Source organism: Amycolatopsis sp. NPDC058340 (genome assembly GCF_042723975.1).
GTDB lineage: Bacteria > Actinomycetota > Actinomycetes > Mycobacteriales > Pseudonocardiaceae > Amycolatopsis.
Window position 1 is genome coordinate 117,619 of record NZ_JBHXIB010000009.1, and the last position, 17,306, is coordinate 134,924.

Below are 17,306 nucleotides of genomic sequence, written 5' to 3' on the forward strand. Positions count from 1 at the left end.
AAATGCGGGCAGCGCCTAGTTCTCGTCCTGCAGGATCCGCAGCGCGTTCGCCAGGTCGTCCGGGTACTCCGACTCGAACTCGACCCAGCGCCCGTCGGACGGATGGGCGAAGCCGAGCGTCTTCGCGTGCAGCCACTGCCGCGAAAGCCCGAGCTTGCGCGCCAGCACCGGGTCGGCGCCGTAGGTCAGGTCACCGACGCACGGGTGCTTGAGCGCCGAGAAATGCACACGGATCTGGTGCGTGCGGCCGGTCTCCAGCTTGATCTGCGCCAGCGACGCCGCGCGGAACGCCTCGACGACCTCGTAGTGCGTGACGCTGGGCCGCCCGCCCTGGACGACGGCGAATTTGTAGTCGTGCCGGGGGTGCCGGTCGATCGGCGCGTCGATGGTGCCGCGCGTCGGGTCGGGGTGGCCCTGGACGATGGCGTGGTAGCCCTTGTCGACGGTGCGTTCCTTGAACGCCCGCTTCAGCACGGTGTACGCGTGCTCGCTCTTCGCCACGACCATCACGCCGGTGGTGCCCGCGTCCAGCCGGTGCACGACGCCCTGGCGTTCGGCCGCGCCCGAGGTCGCGATGCGCAGCCCGGCGGCGGCGAGCCCGCCGACGACGGTCGGCCCGGTCCAGCCCGGGCTCGGGTGCACGGCGACACCGACCGGTTTCGAGATCACCACGATGTCGTCGTCGTCATGCAGGATCTTCATGCCCTCGACGGGCTCCGCGACGACCTCGACGGCCGAGGCCGGATCGGGCAGCGTCACTTCGAGCAGTCCGCCCGCGGTCAGCCGGTCCGACTTCCCGGCGGGCCTGCCGTCGAGGAGGACCTCGCCGGATTCGGCCAGTTCCGCCACCACGGTGCGGGAAAGCCCCAGCAGTTTCGCCAGCCCCGCGTCGACGCGCATTCCGTCGAGCCCGTCGGGGACGGGCAGCATGCGCGCGCTCATTCGGTCGCCGCCTTCTTCTTGTCCTTTGTGGATGTTCCGTCGTAGTCCTTGCCCAGCAAGGAAAGGATCACGATGAGCACGCCGCCGACGCAGATCGCGGAGTCGGCGACGTTGAAGATCGCCCAGCCCTGCCCGTTCGGCGCGAAGGCGGAGATCATGTCGACCACGTGCCCCTGCAGCGGTCCGGGGGCGCGGAAGATCCGGTCGGTCAGGTTGCCGAGCGCGCCGGCCAGCACCAGGCCGAGGCCGATCGCCCAGCCGACCGAGCGAAGCCGCCGCGACAGCCAGACGATGGCGATCACGACGGCGATCGCGACCAGCGCGAGCACCCAGGTCAGCCCGGTCGCCATCGAGAAGGCGGCACCGGGGTTGCGCACCAGCTGGAAGTACACGAGCCCGCCGAGGAACTCGACCGGCTGCCTGCCCTCCAGCGTGGACACGGCGATCTGCTTGGTGAGGAGGTCGATCCCCCACAGCACCGCGGCGACGACGAACACCACGGCGACGCGCTTCTTGGGCAGCGGCGGCGACGGTGGCGCGGTTTCGGGCTCTGTGCTCACTCCCCCATTGTCCACTGGGCGTGTTCGGGCCTCCCCTTCGGCCTGTTCAGCAGGGCCGCGAACGCCCCGGCGAGCACGACCAGCGACGACAGCACCAGCGCGAGCTGTCCCTGCGCGGGCACGACCGCGCAGAGCACGAACGCCACCGCCACGACCAGCACCAGCACGCTGCGTTCGAGCCAGGCCAGCAGCACCAGGCCCAGCGTCAGCAGGAGCGCGCTCCGGGTGTCGCCGTCGAGGCCGAGTTCCCAGTAGCCGACCAGGTCGGCCAGCGCGATGGCGATCAGTCCGCCGAGCGCGATCCCGGCGACCTTCCACCAGCGCATGCTCTTCGCTCGAAGGGCGTAGAACAGCACCGTGCCGAGATAGACCACGAAGACGGCGAACAGCCAGTTGTCCATCCTGCTCATGCCGACCACCGAAACCGCTGTCAGGGGTTCCCCCGCACCCCGGACGGAGCCGAACACGCCGCCGCCCCCGTTGGGCACATAGGCGACCCACCCCTCGGACCGGCGCGTGCCGACGGACAGGGCCACCACCGCCAGCTGGGCGAATCCCAGCAGCGCCAGCGGAAACCAGTAACGCGGTCGCTCGTTCCCCATACGGGGCGAGGGTAGTGGGTCAGGCGCAGAACGGTGGCAGTTCGCGCGGATCGTTTTCCGGCACCCAGCGGCCTTCCGGCTTCTCGTACTGCCAGCGCGCGCCGCGGGCGACGATCTGGCGCAGCGCCAGGACGATCCGGTCCACATGCTCGGTGGTGCTGCCGAGGCCGAGGCTGACGCGCACGGCCTGCTGCCCCGTCGAACCGGCGACGGCGATCAGCCGTTTGGTCGCCACGTGCGCGCAGAACGCGCCGTCCCGCACGCCGATGCCGTACTCCGCCGAAAGGACCGCGGCCAGCCAGCCGGGGTCGAAGCCGTCGACGACGAAGCTGAGCGTGCCGACGCGGTCGACAGGCGCGTCGAACAACCGCAGTTCGGCGAAGCCGGGGATGGCGGCGAGGCCGCGGCGCAGGCGCGCCAGCAGGTCCTCCTCGTGGGCGACGATCCCGTCCCAGTTCGCGGCCAGCGTCTCGCAGGCGACACCGAGCGCGTAGACGCCGACGGTGTTGGGCGAACCGGCTTCGTGCCGCTCGGCACCGGAATTCCAGACCACACCGAGGTTTTCGGAGTCACGGGTGACGAGTTTCGTCGCGCCGCCGCCGGCGAGGTAAGGCTGGGCCGCGCGCAGCCAGTCGGCGCGACCGATCAGCGCTCCGGCACCGAAAGGCGCGTACAGCTTGTGCCCCGACAGCGCGACGTAGTCGACGTCCAGCTCGCGCAATGAGATCTTCCGATGCGGCGCGAGCTGTGCCGCGTCGAGCGCGATCCGGGCGCCGTGCCGCCGCGCGACGGCCGCGATCTCCTTGACCGGCAACAGTTCCCCGGTCACGTTGGACGCGCCGGTGAGCACCACCAGCCGCGGGCCCTGCGGGCAGTCCGCGAGCGCTTCGTCCACAGCGGACACCGCGGCGAGGCGGGTGCGCGGCGTCTCGACGCGGCGGACGTTCGGACCCTTCCACGGCAGCAGCGCGGCGTGGTGCTCGGTGTCGAACACGACGACCGACGTGTGCTTCGGCAGGCTGCGGGCGAGAAGGTTGAAGGAATCGGTGGTGTTGCGGGTGAACACGACGGTGTCGGTCGACCGCGCGTCGACGAAGTCACGCAGGATTCCGCGCGTGCGCTCGTAAAGCTTGGTCGAAACCTGCGAAGCGAACCCGGCGCCGCGGTGCACGCTGGCGTACCAGGGCAGGAACTCGTCGACCGCGGAACGCACCTTGTCCAGACAGGGGGCGCTCGCCGCGTGATCCAGATTGGCGTAGCCGATGTCGCCGCCGGTGACCAGCGGAACCCGCAGATCGGCGCACGCGACAGCCGGGATTTCGCGGGTGGCAACGGTTTCGGCGGGGGTGCTGGTGCGTTCGAGAGCGAGGGTCATCGTCATCCTCCGGGCCAGGGGACCCGGCGAGGATCCCGCGCTTGCCCGTCGCACCTCGCGACGAGCCAGGTCCTCACCCGGGGCACCCCACCGCGGAAGGAGGGTTGCCGGTCAGCTAGCCGGGGCTTGACGCTGACACTCGTGACCTACGGACGAAGTTAGCGGATGGGCGGGCGATCGAGCCAGCCCTCGTCCGCATCTTGAGACGCCGCTCACGTGTCCCGTGCGCGGGAAGTACCGTTGCCCGGCGCCGCGCCGCGCCGGGCAACGGCAGGTCAGACCCGGAATCGGCCGGGCAGCGGGACGGTCGCGCGGGAGGAGACCTCGGTCGCGGTGCCGGAGTACTGATCGGTGCCGGCGGTGAACCGCCAGCCGCCGAAGGTCTTGCCGTCGACCGCTTCGCCGTAGGCCTCGGCGACCTTGGTCGAGACCTCGTCGTAGGACAGGCCGTTCCAATTGCCCGCGCCGACCCCGAAGTCACGCGAGTCGCCGCCCTGCGCGGCGGCCGCGGGCAGGGTCCACAGGGTGAAGTGCACGTGGGCGCCGGTGCTGCTGCCACCGCAGGGCAGCGCGTTGCCGGTCCGGCCGAGGGTGTCGCCCGGGGCGACCTTCTGGCCGTCGGTGACCGAAATGTTCTCCATGTGGTAGTACCCGGTGCGCCAGCCGCCGTCGTGGTCGACGGTCACCCAATCGCCGCCGGAGCAGTGCTGGATCCGGACGGTGCCCGCCAGCGGGGCGCGGACGGTCTTGTCACCGGGGCTGAAGTCGATGGCGTTCTTCACGCCGGAGTTCCCGTTGTCGGAGTGGATCCCCGCCGAGTAGACCGATTGGCCCGTGTCGAAGGGCAGCCCGAACGAGGGAAAGGCGCCGGCCGCTGTCGCCGTCGGGGCCGCGAGAATCACCCCGACGAGTGCGGCAGTGACCCCCAGGCCAGCGAACCGCGCAGGAAGTTTCGTCACCTTGCGTACTCCTTACCCCGTGACACTCACCCATTCGATGGAGTCGATTGCGGGGAAAGTAATCCAAAAGGAGTACGAAAGGGAAGAATTTTCTGAGATCAACCGACGAACAGCTGGTGCCGGTTCGTGACCTACTGGCCGGATTCGCCCTTCCACCTGGCGAGACGACCCGCGCGGTCGACGGCCCGCAGGCGTCGTTCGGCCGCGTCACGGGCTTCGGCGGTGGTCACGACGAGTAACTGGTCGCGTTCCTGAAGCCGGGTGTTCTTGTTCGGGGTGAAGCCGGAACCATCGCGCACGAGGAGGCTGATCGTCGCCCCCACCGGCAGCCGCAGTTCGGCCAGGTAGACGCCGTGCATCTTGGACCCGGTGTTGATCCGGACCTGCAGGAGTTCCGCGCCCATCTCGTCGAGCGGCGCGGAGTCGACGTCGATCTCGTGCGCTTCGGCGTGCTGGGCCAGCCCGAGCACTCGTGCGAGCGGGGTCAGCGTCGCCCCTTGGAGCAGTGTCAGCACGATGACCAGCACGAACACCGCGTCGACCAGCTCCTGCGCGCCGGGCACCCCGGACGACAGCGGGATCAGCGCGAGCACGATCGGGACCGCGCCGCGGAGCCCGGCCCAGGACAGGAACACCTGTTCTCGCCAGGGGATCTTGAACGGCAGCGCCGACAAGAGCACCGACAGCGGGCGGGCCAGCAGCAGCACGACCGCGCCGGCGACCAGGCCCTGGACCAGGCTCTCGAAGATCCGGCTCGGCGAGGCGAACAGGCCCAGCAGCACGAACAGGCCGATCTGCGCGAGCCAGCCGAGCCCTTCGGCGAAGGACAGCGTGTCCGATCGGTGCGGCAGCTTCGAGTTCCCCAGCACCAGGGCCGCGACGTAGGTGGCGAGCAGCCCCGACGCGTGAGCGAGCTGCCCGCTCGAATACGCCACGACGCACACCGCGACGGTGGCCAGCGGGTACAGACCGGTGGCGGGAAGCGCCGCCCGGCGCAGCGCGAACGCCCCGCCCCAGCCGAAGGCCAGGCCGATCACCAGCCCGGCGGCGAGTTCGTAGACCACCAGCAGCGGCAGCGACCAGTCGACGGTCGCCCCCTCGGCGAGGACGACGACGGCGATGTAGGCCGGGGCGTCGTTGATCCCGGACTCGATCTCCAGCGCGCCCACGAGCCGCTTCCCGATCCCCGCCGATCTCAGCACGGAGAAGACCGCGGCGGCGTCGGTCGAGGCGAGTACCGCGCCCCACAGCAACGCCATCCGCCAGTCCAGGCCCAGCAACCAGTGCAAAGCCGCGCCGGTGACCGCGATGCTCACCGCGACGGCCACTGTGGACAGTGCGATTCCGATGCCCAGCGAGGGTTTCACGGCCGTCCACCGGGTGGTGAGGCCACCTTCGGACAGGATCATCACCAGCGCGGCGAGGCCGAGCGACTGGGTGAGCTCGGGGTTGTCGTACTGGATGCCGAACCCGGCCTCGCCGAGCAGGACCCCCATCCCCAGGTACAGCAGCAGCGAAGGAAGGCCGACCCGGATCGACACCCGGACCGCGATCACGGCGACGAGAAGCACCGCGCCACCGGTGCCGAGGATGAGCGGGAGCTGCTCCATGTCGCCTCCCGTTCCGGTCGCCGTGAGGGCTCCAGAATAGTGAGGCGGTGATCGTCACACGTTCGTGTACCGGTCGGAAAGCGCCGGGATAACCTGTGTTACAGACTGTCCACTAGGGACTCCGCAGGGCCACCAGGTCGACACCGAGTTCCGCGAACGGCTTTTCCGCCGCGGGCAGGACTTTCACCGCGCGGTTGCCCTCACGGGACAACCAGCCGACGCTCACACCGTGAGACAGTAACGCCGCGGCGGCCCGGCCCGCCAAATGATCACGGCGCACTGTCCAATCCAGACAGTCACGCAGCATCGGACGGCGGCCGCCGTCGATCTCGACTCCGAGCCCGTCGAGCACCTGCCGTCCGCGGCCGGTCAGCGTCAATCCGCCTGCGTCGTCGATCAGCCCGGTGGTGAGCATCCCGTCCCGCAGCGCGACCCCGACAGTCCCGGCGAGGTGGTCGTAGCAGGTCCTGGCGAACTCGAGCCGCTTCACCCGCACGGACGACCGCAGTCCCTTCACCGGCCGATGTTCGGCGTGCTGCGCCAGATGCTCGATCAGTTCCGCCACCCGGGGGTCGGCTATGCGGACGTAACTGTGCCTCCCCTGTTTGACCCGCACGACGAACCCGGCATCGGTCAGCTTCGTCACGTGCTCGCTCGCCGTCGACGCGGCCACCTCGGCCGCGCCCGCCAGCTCGGTCACCGTCCAGGCGCGCCCATCCAGCAGGGCGAGACACATCGACGCGCGGCTCGGATCGGCGAGCACGGCCGCGACCTCGGCCAGTGCGATCGTTTCCATGCCTTCACCGTAGAAGACCCACGGTTCGGCGACGGCCGAATCGTCAGCCTGCCAAGAACTTCGCCGCCAGCTGGACCGCGGGCTTGGAGTCGTTGGAACCTTCGAGCATGACGGCGAAGGCGACGTCACCGCGATAGCCGACGAACCAGCCGTTGGCGTCCGCGCCCGAGCCGAACTGCGCCGTCCCGGTCTTGCCGAAGACGGCCCCGCTGCCCTTCAGCGCCTTCGCGGTCCCTGTCGTGCAGACCTCGCGCATCATCGCGCGGACCTGGTTCAGCACCCCCGCCGGCGGAGCCTGGTACCCGGCGTTGACCTTGGTCTCCAGCCCCTGCCACAGCTTCGGCACGACCGGCTTCCCCGTGGCGACCGTCGCGGCCATGAGCGCCGCGCCCAGCGGGCTGACCTGCACCCTGCCCTGGCCGATCCCGGCCTCGACCTGCTCGTCACCGCTACCCGACGGTTCCACCTTCCCGACTTCCGTCGACAGTCCCGGGATCTCGAAGTCGGCGTTGAGGCCGAGCTGGCTCGCGGCCTTCGCGAGGCCGTCCGCGGGCAACTGCCCGGCGAGCCGCCCGAAGGTCGTGTTGCACGACGCGGCGAACGCCGTCTTCAGCGAAACGGTGCCCAGGTCGAACCCGTTGTCGTTCTTGAGCGTGCGGGTGCCGATCTGCTCGCTGCCCGGGCAGGGCAGCGGGGAGTCGGCGGTCACGCCGCCCTGCTGCAGCGCCGCGGTCGCCGTGGCGATCTTGAAGGCCGAGCCCGGCGAGTACAGGCCGTTGAGCGCCTTCGGCTGGTTCCCGGCGGCGCCGTTCTGCGCGACCGCCAGGAGCTCGCCCGAGGTCTTCATCGCGACGATGATCGCCGGCCCTTGGAAGCCGTCGACGGCTTTCTGAGCGGCGTTCTGCGACGCCACGCTCAAAGTCGAAACCAGCGGCTTGCCGGCTTCGGCGGCCTGCCCGAACAGCGTCTCGACCGGTTTGCCGGAGACGTCGACGCGAGACACGGTGACGGTCGTCGCGGCGCCACTGTTCTCCCCGGAAGCGACCTTGGTCAACGCTCCCTGCAGGATCGGTGCGACGCCCGTCGCGTCACCGCCGACCAGCGCCTTGCCGTCGCGGTCGGCCACGACCGGTTTCGCCGAAACGGGGGCGACGGAAAGCCGCTGCCCGGCTTCGAGCTTCGGGTGGATCACCGACATCGCCCAGCGGACCACCCACTTCCCGGCGATGCGCACCAGGTCCAGCTTGCCCTCGTACTTCCAGACGCTGGTGCCCGCGAACGTCCACGCGACGTGGAAGGTGGCCGACGTCGTGGTCGCGTTACCCGGCGTCGTCGGGACCTCGCCGAGCGACGTCTTGACCGACGCGCCGTTGAGCGTGTTGCGCGTCCCGGTCAGCGCGGCCGTGGCCGCCGCCGGATCGTCGACCGGGGCGGTGGTCAGGTCGCCGGTGTCGAACAGCCGCAGGAACCGGCCGGCGACCTGCGCCGGGCTGTCCTGCACGCTCTCGGTGGAGTCCCCCGGGCCGGAAGCCGCGGGCGCCCGGTCCTCCTTGACCAGCAGCACCACCCCGGCCACCACGATGGCGACCACCGCCAGCGCGGCGCCGATCAGGATCCCTCTTTTCCGGGCAGGACTCATGGATTCGCTCTCCCCCATTCGGCGCGTACCCTCGCGCGCCCCCGGGCGCCAGCCTGCCGATTTCCCCCGCGCAAGGCTCCCGCGCGGCGAGAAAGCCGCTGTTCCGAATCCGTTTCGTGATCCCGGTGATCGGCACCCGCCCCCGGACGCCATGAAAGGTCCTTTCCTTGCGAAATTCGCAAGGAAAGGACCTTTCATGGCACTCGCGAGGGTCAGGCCTTGGTGACCGCCACGGTCACCTTCGTGCCTTCACCGACCGTCCCGGCAGAGCCGTCGGCGACGTCGCCGTACGCCACCGACGTCGCCAACGTCTCCGAAGCGATGAACTCCTCGTGCGTCTTCGCGGCCGTGACCACGTCTTCCGGCGCGTCGACCGTCAGCGCGATGCGGTCGGCGACGTCGAGCCCGGCGTCACGGCGGGCCTGCTGCACGACCCGGACCAGGTCGCGGGCCAGGCCCTCGGCCGCCAGCTCGTCGGTCACGTCGGTGTCGAGCAGCACCAGCCCGGCACCACCCGGCAGTTCCGCGGCCGCGCCGCCGCCCTTGGCGACCAGGCGCCGGTCGTACTCGCCTTCGACGAGCTCGATCCCGGCCGCCACGACGGCGCCGCTCTCGGACGTCGTCCACTCACCGGCCTTGACGGCCTTGATCACCGTCTGGACGTCCTTGCCCAGCCGCGGCCCGGCCGCCCGTGCGTTCACCGCGACCTCGAAACCGCCGTGCGCGGCGACGTCCGTGGTCAGCTCGACGGATTTGACGTTGACCTCGTCGCGCAGGATGTCGGTGAAGTCGCGCAGCGAGTCGGCCTCGTGCGCGGCGACGACCAGCTTGGCCAGCGGCAGCCGCACCCGCAGCTTGTTCGACTTCCGCAGCGAGAGCGCCGAAGACGCCACCTGGCGCACCCGGTCCATCGCCGTCACCAGCGCCGCGTCGGCGGGCAGGTCGAGCGCGTTCGGCCAGTCGGTCAGGTGTACCGAACGACCGCCGGTCAGCCCGCGCCAGACGACCTCCGTGGTCAGCGGCAGCAGCGGCGCCACCACCCGCGACGTCACCTCCAGCACGGTGTGCAGGGTGTCGATCGCGTCCTGCTCGCCCGCCCAGAACCGGTCGCGCGACCGGCGCACGTACCAGTTCGTCAGCACCTCGAGGAAGTCACGGACGGTCGAGCAAGCACCGGCGACGTCGTAGGTGTCGAGCGCGTGCTCGACGTCGGTCACCAGTTCGTGCGTCTTCGCCAGCACGTACCGGTCGAGGATGTGCTTCGAATCCGTGCGCCACTGGCCTTCCACACCCTCGGCGTTCGCGTAGAGCGCGAGGAAGTAGTACGAGTTCCACAGCGGCAGCACGGCCTGGCGGACGGCGTCGCGGATGCCCTTGTCGGTGACGACCAGGTTCCCGCCGCGCAGGATCGGGCTCGCCATCAGGTACCAGCGCATCGCGTCGGAGCCGTCGCGGTCGAAGACCTCGTTGACGTCCGGGTAGTTGCGCAGCGACTTGGACATCTTCTGGCCGTCCGAGCCGAGCACGATCCCGTGCGAGATACAGGTGCGGAACGCCGGCCGGTCGAACAGCGCGGTCGCCAGCACGTGCAGGACGTAGAACCAGCCGCGGGTCTGCCCGATGTACTCGACGATGAAGTCGCCCGGGTAGTGGTGCTCGAACCACTCGGTGTTCTCGAACGGGTAGTGCACCTGCGCGTACGGCATCGAACCCGAGTCGAACCAGACGTCCAGGACGTCCTCGATCCGGCGCATGGTGGACTTCCCGGTCGGGTCGTCCGGGTTGGGCCGGGTCAGCTCGTCGATGAACGGCCGGTGCAGGTTCTCCAGCCGCACACCGAAGTCGCGCTCGATTTCGTCGAGCGAGCCGTAGACGTCCGTGCGCGGGTACGCCGGGTCGTCCGACTGCCACACCGGGATCGGCGTGCCGAAGTACCGGTTGCGGGAGACCGACCAGTCGCGGGCGTTCTCCAGCCATTTGCCGAACTGGCCGTCCTTGACGTTCTCCGGATACCAGGTGATCTGCTGGTTCAGCTCGACCATCCGGTCCTTGAACTCGGTCACCGCGACGAACCACGACGAGACGGCGCGGTAGATCAGCGGGTTCCGGCAGCGCCAGCAGTGCGGGTACGGGTGCTCGTAGGTCTCGTGGCGCAGCAGCACCGCACCCTGACGGCCGGCCGAACCGGTGCCGTTCTTGAGGTCCTTGATGATGTTCGGGTTGGCGTCGAAGACCTGCTGGCCCTCGTAGTCCGAGACGGTCGCGTCGAACTTGCCCTGCGCGTCCACCGGGGTGACCGGGACGATGCCCGCCGCGTCGGTGACGACCTTGTCCTCTTCACCGTAAGCGGGCGCGATGTGGACGACACCGGTGCCGTCCTCTGTGGTGACGTAGTCCGCGGCCAGCACACGGTGCGCGTTCTCGTGCCCGGCGAAATACGGGAACGGTGGGGCGTAACGGGTTCCGAGCAGCTCGGTGCCGGTGTAGTGCCCGACGACGGTCGGCTCTTCACCGAGCTCGCGGGCGTACGCGGCGACGCGTGCTTCGGCGAGCAGGAACCGCTTGCCGTCGCTTTCCACCACGACGTACCGCACGTCCGGGTGCACCGCGGTCGCGAGGTTGGACGGCAGCGTCCACGGGGTCGTGGTCCAGATCAGCAGATAGGTGCCGTCGAGCTCGTTGTCGTTGCCCTCCAAGCGGAAACCGACCGTGACGGCCGGGTCCTGGCGGCTGGCGTAGACGTCGTCGTCCATGCGCAGCTCGTGGTTGGACAGCGGCGTCTCGTCGCGCCAGCAGTAGGGCAGCACGCGGTAGCCCTCGTAGACCAGGCCCTTGTCCCACAGCTGCTTGAACGCCCAGATGACCGACTCCATGTAGGACAGGTCGAGCGTCTTGTAGTCGTTGTCGAAGTCGACCCAGCGGGCCTGACGGGTGACGTAGTCCTGCCATTCGCCGGTGTAGCGCAGCACGGACTCGCGGCAGGCCTCGTTGAAGACGTCGATGCCCATCGCGTCGATCTCGGACTTCTCGGTGATCCCGAGCTGGCGCATGGCCTCGAGCTCGGCGGGAAGGCCGTGGGTGTCCCAGCCGAAGCGGCGCTCGACGCGTTTGCCCTTCATGGTCTGGTAACGCGGCACCAGGTCCTTCACGTACCCGGTGAGCAGGTGACCGTAGTGCGGGAGCCCGTTGGCGAACGGCGGGCCGTCGTAGAAGACGTACTCGTTCGAACCGTTGACGCCGGGGTCGCGGGCGTCGATCGAAGCCTGGAAGGTCCGATCGGCTTCCCAGTACGCGAGGACGCGCTTCTCCGACTCGGGGAACGAAGGCTGGGACGGGACGCCGGTCTCGCCGTCCACCTGTGCCTTGGGATACATCTTCGGTGCTCCTCGCGGTTCGTCTCTCGTACGGGCTTCCACCCACACGGGGACGAGACGGCCGTTTCCGGCGCGTTCCGCGGTACCACCCCGCTTGCCCGGCCGGTCGGTGTTCCGGCTGGGCCGCTCATTCGACGGCTGTGACGGGCCGTACCCGTCCGGTTCTACTGAGGGCGCGGGCCCTGTTCTTCCGGAGGCTCCCCGGTGATGGCCGGATCGGTGCCAGTTCGTTCAAGGGTAGCGCGCGGGCGCAACCGGGTTCTCACCCGGTCAACCGGACCAGGCCGACGCCCCGGGTGTGGACGGCCCGGATCGCGAAACTCCCCCTTTCGATGTCGACGTGCTCCTCCTGCGGCTTCCCGCCGGCGGGATACGCGATGCCAAGCTCGGTGCCCGCCGTCACCGAGTCCATGAGGATCGCGGGACCGTCGGTCTCCCAGTGGCCGCAGTCCTCCCACGGCGTCGCGGGGTCGGCGAGGAGCCGCTCGGCCTCGGCGAGCAACTCGTCCTCAGAGCCGGCGGTGAGCCAGCGGAGGAACGCGCGGTGCTCCGGGAGGTAACAGGTGGCGGCGGGTTCGTCGCCGAGGACCAGACCCGTCGCCCCGCCGATGGGCAGCGTGCCAACGAGCGCGTTCACCGCGCAGGCACGGTCGTAGTCGTCCTCGCCTCCTTCCAGGCTTCCTTTCCAGTCCGCCAAGGCGGAAACGGGCACGACGATGAGCGGGCCGCCGAGGGACTCGACCCAGGATTGAGTCCGCGTGATGGTCACGGCCGCAGTGTGCCGTGAGGGACCGACAGTTTCGGCGACAATGCGGCCATGGGGCGAGACGAGTGGTTGGCCGGGCAATCAAGTACCTTCACGGCGCTGCTGGGCAAGCGAGTCGACAAGTGGGTCGGCGTGGAGATGGCGTTGCGGGAGAACCTGGCGGGAACCGGCCCGCAGTTCGCCGACCCCGAAGTCCCTTGCCTTCAGCTGTATTGGCTTCAGGCTTGGCTGGACGACGGCAGCGCGGTCGAGATCGGCACCTATCAGGACGACGACGACTTCAGCCTCGGCGGCCATACGTCGGACGTGTCTCACGACGACGGTCGGTGGAGCGGGATTTATCGTTGGCGGTCCTTTCCTGAGTTGCCAACCGGTTCGGTCGATCACGTGGCTCTCTTCCTCGATCAGCACCTCCTGGCCGAAGTGCATTTCCGGATCGGAACACGGCCGCTGGTGCTGGTCGCGGGCGAACTGGAGGAAAGGCACGACGGCGGGCTGACCTTCCAGCGGCTCGACGAATCGGTCCTCGCCTTCACTGATCTTGTTGCTGTCGCGCGTGTTCCGTGGAACACGGCGCGACAAATCCGCCGCTTCTGAAAGCGTGGGCGTGTAGGTCGTTATACAGTTTTGTGCCTCGGCGCCCGGCCGAGTCGGCAAGGCGATCTTGGGCGACTTGGACTTTGTCCACGGGCTGGGGGCGATCGGTGGAGCGACGGGGTCGGCCTACGTCCGTAGGTGCATGGTGTTGCGCCTCGGAGCCCCGCTCGGGTCGAGGTAAGCGGGCGGAGTGAATTCCGGCAGGCCGTCTTGGGCGATCCGGACTTTCCATTCGCTGCGGTGGATGAGCCGATGATGCCGAGTGCAGAGGAGTACCAGGTTGTCGATTTTGGTTTCGCCGTGGTGTCGCCAGAAAACAATGTGGTGTGCGGTGCAACGAGGCACCGGCATATCGCAACCCGGGAAGGCACAGCCGCCGTCGCGGAGGGTGAGCGCGTATTTCTGGGCCAACGACACGGTGCGTTTGGAGCGGCCGATGTCCAGCGGTTCGCCTGCGGTGCCGAGGACGCCGGGCCGGACGCGGGCGTCGCAGGCGAGGATCCTCGCGTCGGTGGCGCTGATCGGGCCGACGAGGTCCAGGTGGGCTTCGCCGAGATCGTTCATCAAGTCCTCATACGACATGGTGATGAGGATGTGGGTGGCCTCCCCGGCTTGGCCGGGCAGGTTCCGGCTGGTGGTCTTCAACCGGACGTAGTCAGTGAAGGCATCCCCGTAGCGTTCGTCCTGGGTACGGGGATCACGGACCCCGTCGATGGCTTTGTGGGGTTTCGCGAGGGGATCCAGGTCGGTTTTCAGCCGGGCGTAGGTTTCCAGGTCCAGTCGTGCTTTGAGGCCGAGGGTGCCGTCGCGGTGCTTCACGAACCGTAGTTCTGGGCGGGTGTCTTTGGGGTTCTCGTTGCGGGGTTCTTTGCCGTCGGGGTCGAGTTCGTCGAGCAGGCGGCGTCCGGCACGGGCGATCTGCCGTGGCCCCGCGTGCCGGGCCAGCTCGACCAGGATTTTCTCCCCGGCACGGACATCGTCTTCCGGGACAGAAGACGGGATGCGGGCGAGGGTTTTGATGATGGCGTCGATCTGCGATCCGCCGATCGCGCCTTCGGCCGCGGCTTCGGCGGTCAACGGTGCTAGGGGTGGTTCGGGGTCACCGCCCAGGGACGGGCCGGGATGTAGGGCGAGGACTCGGTCGGCGCGGGCGCTGGCTTCCTTGTCCGACACCAGGAAATCCTCGTAGATCAACCCAGCCAGCGTCGAATGACCGCTGCAGCCACGCACTCCTCGGGAGTTGATTTCGGCGAGGATCGCGTTCTGCTCGGCATCCAGCTGGCGCTTCTGGACTTCGAGTTCTTGTTTGCGGGCGTGCAGCGTCGCGGTGTCGACGCGCCACCACTGGGTGGGCGTCTTCGGGGAGGCATCGTCGCTGGACACAAGATCAACGCTACGCCGGATCGAACACCTGTGCTATAGCATATTCAGGCTATATCGAACGATGTAGGACTTTTGAAGAAAAGGGCGAGGTGGCCGCAATCAGAGGTGGCCGCAATTCGGAGTGGTCGCAATCAGTCGACTAATTGCGCGCCTCGGCAACACCCGAGGCAACCCGAGGCAAAACCCGAGGCAGACCGAGACAAAACCCGAACCGCCACCGACGACAACACCACGACCCAGGGGCCCGAGTTGCCGTCCTCACCACCGCCTCTAGGTTGACGGTATGCCGATCTGCGAGCCCCGATGAAAGGGCCCGGACTCCTCGTCGTCCTGCTGGTCGTCCTCGGTGGCGTCAGCGGGCTCGGGTTCCTGCTGGGACTGGGTAACGCCGCCGTCCTGGCCGCCCTCACCGCGCTCTTCTGTCTCATCGCGGCGGTCGGCGGGCCGCTCTGGGCGGATCTGCGGTTGCTGGCGTGGTTCGCGCCCGCGCTGGTCCTCGCGGTCGGGGTGCCGCGGTTGCTGGGCGCGGTGTCGCAATGGGCGGCGATCGGGCTGCTGGTGGCGATCGCGGTCGTCGCCGGTCTGTTGCCCGTGCTCGGGCCGCGGTTCGTGACGGTCGGGCTGGGGCTCGGGATGGCGTCGCTGTTCGGGTACGGCTTCCAGCTGACGGGGACGGCGTCGGCGGGGCAGATCCTGGGCGCGCCCGCGCTCGCGGTGGGGGTCGTGATCCTGTTGCGGGTGCTGATGGGCGCGAAGGATCCCGCCAAGCCGACCCGTGACGCGCTGGCCGACGCGCTCTCGACGGGTACTTCCGAAACCCGGGAGCGTGCGGCGAGGCTTTGGCTCGCGGACCGGCCCCGTCGCTGGACCGGCGGGGTCCTCGGCGGCCTGTTCCGGTATAGCGCGGCCATCGGATTGCTGGAGATCCGCCGGAAACGGCTGAACAGCGGGGAAATCGGCGAAACGCTCAACACCGCCAAGGAAGAAGCCGCCAGGCTGGCCGAAGCCGTCCGGAACCCCAGCGCGCCGAACGACGTCGAGCCGGTGCGGCGCGACGAACCCCGCGATCTGCCCGGCGCCACGGCGAGGCTCGTCACCGCGCTCTGGGAGGCACTCGAAACCATCCGGACCGCGGCGACCGAACGCGACGAGTCGCGTGTGGACGTCCCGAAAGGACTCCGCAAGGAGCTGCGCCGGATCGAACTGAGTGGCGCGTTCTCCTGGCAGTCGGCGCAGTTCCGGCACGCGCTCCGCTGCGGGCTCGGCGTCGGGCTGGCGCTGGTGGTCGCGAGTTTCCGGCCCGGCGACCCGCTCACCGTGTCGTTCCTGCTCGCCACCTTCGCCATCCTGCAGCCGGAATGGCGCGACAGCCTCGGCAAGGCCTGGCAGCGGATCGGCGGCTCACTCGGCGGCGCCGTCGTGCTCAGTCTCGTTCTTTGGCTTCTGCCGCAAGGGTTTCTGCTGCCGATCGGGCTCGTCGCGCTCCTCGGCGGGTTCTCGTTCATGCAGACCCGGCCGGCGGTGTTCAACGGCTGCATGGTCCTGATGTCGGTCGGTATGAACGCGACCACCAGACATCTCGACCCACGCTACGTACTCGTCGAGTATCTGCTTCTGATGGTCCTCGCCGGTGCCATCGCGCTGCTGTTCGGTTTCGCGGCGATCCCCGGGGTGCCGAAACCCGGACCGGCGGAACGATTCGAGAACGCCGTCGGCGCCACCCGGGAGCTGCTCGGCTCGGTGGCGCGGAAACTCCGCGGCGAGGACGTCGGCCCGCGGACGCTCGGCCGCGAATTCCGCGCCGCCACCATCGCCCACCATGGTCTGCTCGCGGCGGAGCCGGGCACCAAGGAACCCGCGTCCGGTCAACGGGACGCGCTGGAGAAGGCCGCCGAGGCCTTGCGCGGCCTGTCCGTCACGGCGTCGTCACTCCTGTTGCGTCCCGGCTCCGCCGAAGCGGCGGACGCCGTGGACGAGGCGGCACGCACGCTCGGCACCGAAGAAGCCGCGGAGATCCCCGTGCCACGTGACGCGGACGAGGAACAGCGTCTGGTGCTCGACACGATCGCCGCCGATGTCGTAGCGGTCGGCGAAGCGGCTCAGAAGCTTTAAGCCTTCTCGCGGTGCTTCCCGGCGATCTCCGCGTCGGGCGTGCACAGCGCGCACGGGGTGAACCCGAGCTGCCGTGCTTCACCGATGCCGAGCGGGATGGTGTCCCTTGCTTCGAGCCACTCGCACGACGTCACGTGATAGCGCGGGTACTCGTCGACGACGACGACCTCGGTCTCGAGTTCGGAGACGACCGCCACATCCGCGGGGTCGCTCTTCTCCTCGCCGGGGTCGCCGCTTTGCGGAGGCTCCGGGGTGTCCTCCGCGTCGCCGAGCTCACCCGCGGCGGGCATCAGGACGGTCTGCTCGGCATCCTCGGGTTTCTTTTCCGCACCCTCGGCGGGCTCGTCCTCTCCGTCCGGGTCCTCCGCCGCTTCCTCAGCGGGAGCCGCGCGCTTCTTCCGGCGGCGCAGCAGGTCGAAGAGAAGCAGCAACCCCGCGACGACGGAGAGGCCGATGGAGATCCAGGCCCACAGGGAGTTCGCGGTGATGAGCGCCGCGACGAGCAGCCCCAGAGCCGCCAGTACCAGTACCAGGACGATGAAGAGCACGGTGAATTACAACACGAGAGCAAAGCGAAACGGCCTCGACCCT

The 17,306-nt window shown here is 69.1% G+C and carries 14 protein-coding genes and 1 riboswitch; of the genes, 2 read left to right on the forward strand and 12 right to left on the reverse strand.

Translation table 11 applies throughout. The features are described 5' to 3' along the window. Nucleotides 1–15 precede the first annotated feature (15 nt). From ACFWIW_RS14530 to ACFWIW_RS14575, 10 genes are all read right to left on the reverse strand, one after another. A complete protein-coding gene (locus ACFWIW_RS14530) occupies nucleotides 16–942 on the reverse strand; it encodes an RluA family pseudouridine synthase (protein WP_378368873.1) in 927 nt (308 codons plus the stop codon). Then, nucleotides 939–1,502, reverse strand: coding sequence for a signal peptidase II (gene lspA / locus ACFWIW_RS14535; protein ID WP_240593856.1), 564 nt, complete (start codon nucleotides 1,500–1,502; stop codon nucleotides 939–941). The genes ACFWIW_RS14530 and lspA overlap by 4 nt, the downstream gene beginning before the upstream one ends. Further along, nucleotides 1,499–2,104: a hypothetical protein gene (locus tag ACFWIW_RS14540; protein WP_378368874.1), complete on the reverse strand. Its 606-nt coding sequence runs from the start codon at nucleotides 2,102–2,104 to the stop codon at nucleotides 1,499–1,501. Before ACFWIW_RS14540 ends, lspA begins: the two co-directional genes overlap by 4 nt. A 19-nt stretch (nucleotides 2,105–2,123) precedes the next feature. Then, a complete protein-coding gene (locus tag ACFWIW_RS14545) occupies nucleotides 2,124–3,479 on the reverse strand; it encodes an aminotransferase class V-fold PLP-dependent enzyme (protein WP_378368875.1) in 1,356 nt (451 codons plus the stop codon). A gap of 32 nt (nucleotides 3,480–3,511) precedes the next feature. Further along, a riboswitch (SAM riboswitch) is annotated at nucleotides 3,512–3,626 on the reverse strand. A gap of 128 nt (nucleotides 3,627–3,754) precedes the next feature. Then, nucleotides 3,755–4,438, reverse strand: a complete 684-nt coding sequence (locus ACFWIW_RS14550) for a M23 family metallopeptidase (protein ID WP_378368876.1) — start codon at nucleotides 4,436–4,438, stop codon at nucleotides 3,755–3,757. A gap of 131 nt (nucleotides 4,439–4,569) precedes the next feature. After that, nucleotides 4,570–6,048, reverse strand: coding sequence for a potassium/proton antiporter (locus ACFWIW_RS14555; protein WP_378368877.1), 1,479 nt, complete (start codon nucleotides 6,046–6,048; stop codon nucleotides 4,570–4,572). 112 nt (nucleotides 6,049–6,160) lie between these two features. Then, nucleotides 6,161–6,844 carry an ArsR/SmtB family transcription factor gene (locus ACFWIW_RS14560; RefSeq protein ID WP_378368878.1) on the reverse strand — a complete coding sequence of 228 codons (684 nt, stop codon included), beginning with the start codon at nucleotides 6,842–6,844 and terminating at the stop codon, nucleotides 6,161–6,163. 43 nt (nucleotides 6,845–6,887) lie between these two features. Further along, nucleotides 6,888–8,483, reverse strand: coding sequence for a penicillin-binding transpeptidase domain-containing protein (locus ACFWIW_RS14565; RefSeq protein WP_378368879.1), 1,596 nt, complete (start codon nucleotides 8,481–8,483; stop codon nucleotides 6,888–6,890). A 212-nt stretch (nucleotides 8,484–8,695) separates the two neighbouring features. Beyond that, nucleotides 8,696–11,857: an isoleucine--tRNA ligase gene (gene ileS / locus ACFWIW_RS14570; RefSeq protein WP_378368880.1), complete on the reverse strand. Its 3,162-nt coding sequence runs from the start codon at nucleotides 11,855–11,857 to the stop codon at nucleotides 8,696–8,698. A gap of 262 nt (nucleotides 11,858–12,119) precedes the next feature. After that, nucleotides 12,120–12,626, reverse strand: a complete 507-nt coding sequence (locus ACFWIW_RS14575) for an Imm21 family immunity protein (protein WP_378368881.1) — start codon at nucleotides 12,624–12,626, stop codon at nucleotides 12,120–12,122. A gap of 48 nt (nucleotides 12,627–12,674) precedes the next feature. Here ACFWIW_RS14575 and ACFWIW_RS14580 point away from each other — a divergent pair, with 48 nt between their 5' ends. Beyond that, entirely contained in the window at nucleotides 12,675–13,220 is a 546-nt protein-coding gene (locus ACFWIW_RS14580) for a hypothetical protein (protein ID WP_378368882.1), read from the forward strand. A gap of 126 nt (nucleotides 13,221–13,346) precedes the next feature. On the opposite strand, the gene ACFWIW_RS14585 is transcribed toward ACFWIW_RS14580, so the two are convergent. Continuing rightward, nucleotides 13,347–14,603 carry a DUF222 domain-containing protein gene (locus ACFWIW_RS14585; RefSeq protein WP_378368883.1) on the reverse strand — a complete coding sequence of 419 codons (1,257 nt, stop codon included), beginning with the start codon at nucleotides 14,601–14,603 and terminating at the stop codon, nucleotides 13,347–13,349. A gap of 303 nt (nucleotides 14,604–14,906) precedes the next feature. Here ACFWIW_RS14585 and ACFWIW_RS14590 point away from each other — a divergent pair, with 303 nt between their 5' ends. Further along, entirely contained in the window at nucleotides 14,907–16,715 is a 1,809-nt protein-coding gene (locus ACFWIW_RS14590) for an FUSC family protein (protein WP_378368884.1), read from the forward strand. Here ACFWIW_RS14590 and ACFWIW_RS14595 read toward each other — a convergent pair. Continuing rightward, nucleotides 16,712–17,263: a hypothetical protein gene (locus ACFWIW_RS14595; protein ID WP_378368885.1), complete on the reverse strand. Its 552-nt coding sequence runs from the start codon at nucleotides 17,261–17,263 to the stop codon at nucleotides 16,712–16,714. The two genes, ACFWIW_RS14590 and ACFWIW_RS14595, sit on opposite strands and share 4 nt — an antisense overlap. Nucleotides 17,264–17,306 lie beyond the last annotated feature (43 nt).

Bases quoted from the DNA above. Each gene is read 5' to 3' on its own strand.
- ACFWIW_RS14580 (WP_378368882.1), top strand. From the start codon at position 12,675: ATGGGGCGAGACGAGTGGTTGGCCGGGCAATCAAGTACCTTCACGGCG.
- ACFWIW_RS14530 (WP_378368873.1), bottom strand. From the start codon at position 942: ATGAGCGCGCGCATGCTGCCCGTCCCCGACGGGCTCGACGGAATGCGC.
- ACFWIW_RS14540 (WP_378368874.1), bottom strand. From the start codon at position 2,104: ATGGGGAACGAGCGACCGCGTTACTGGTTTCCGCTGGCGCTGCTGGGA.
- ACFWIW_RS14565 (WP_378368879.1), bottom strand. From the start codon at position 8,483: ATGAGTCCTGCCCGGAAAAGAGGGATCCTGATCGGCGCCGCGCTGGCG.
- ileS (WP_378368880.1), bottom strand. From the start codon at position 11,857: ATGTATCCCAAGGCACAGGTGGACGGCGAGACCGGCGTCCCGTCCCAG.
- ACFWIW_RS14545 (WP_378368875.1), bottom strand. From the start codon at position 3,479: ATGACCCTCGCTCTCGAACGCACCAGCACCCCCGCCGAAACCGTTGCC.
- ACFWIW_RS14555 (WP_378368877.1), bottom strand. From the start codon at position 6,048: ATGGAGCAGCTCCCGCTCATCCTCGGCACCGGTGGCGCGGTGCTTCTC.
- ACFWIW_RS14590 (WP_378368884.1), top strand. From the start codon at position 14,907: ATGAAAGGGCCCGGACTCCTCGTCGTCCTGCTGGTCGTCCTCGGTGGC.
- ACFWIW_RS14560 (WP_378368878.1), bottom strand. From the start codon at position 6,844: ATGGAAACGATCGCACTGGCCGAGGTCGCGGCCGTGCTCGCCGATCCG.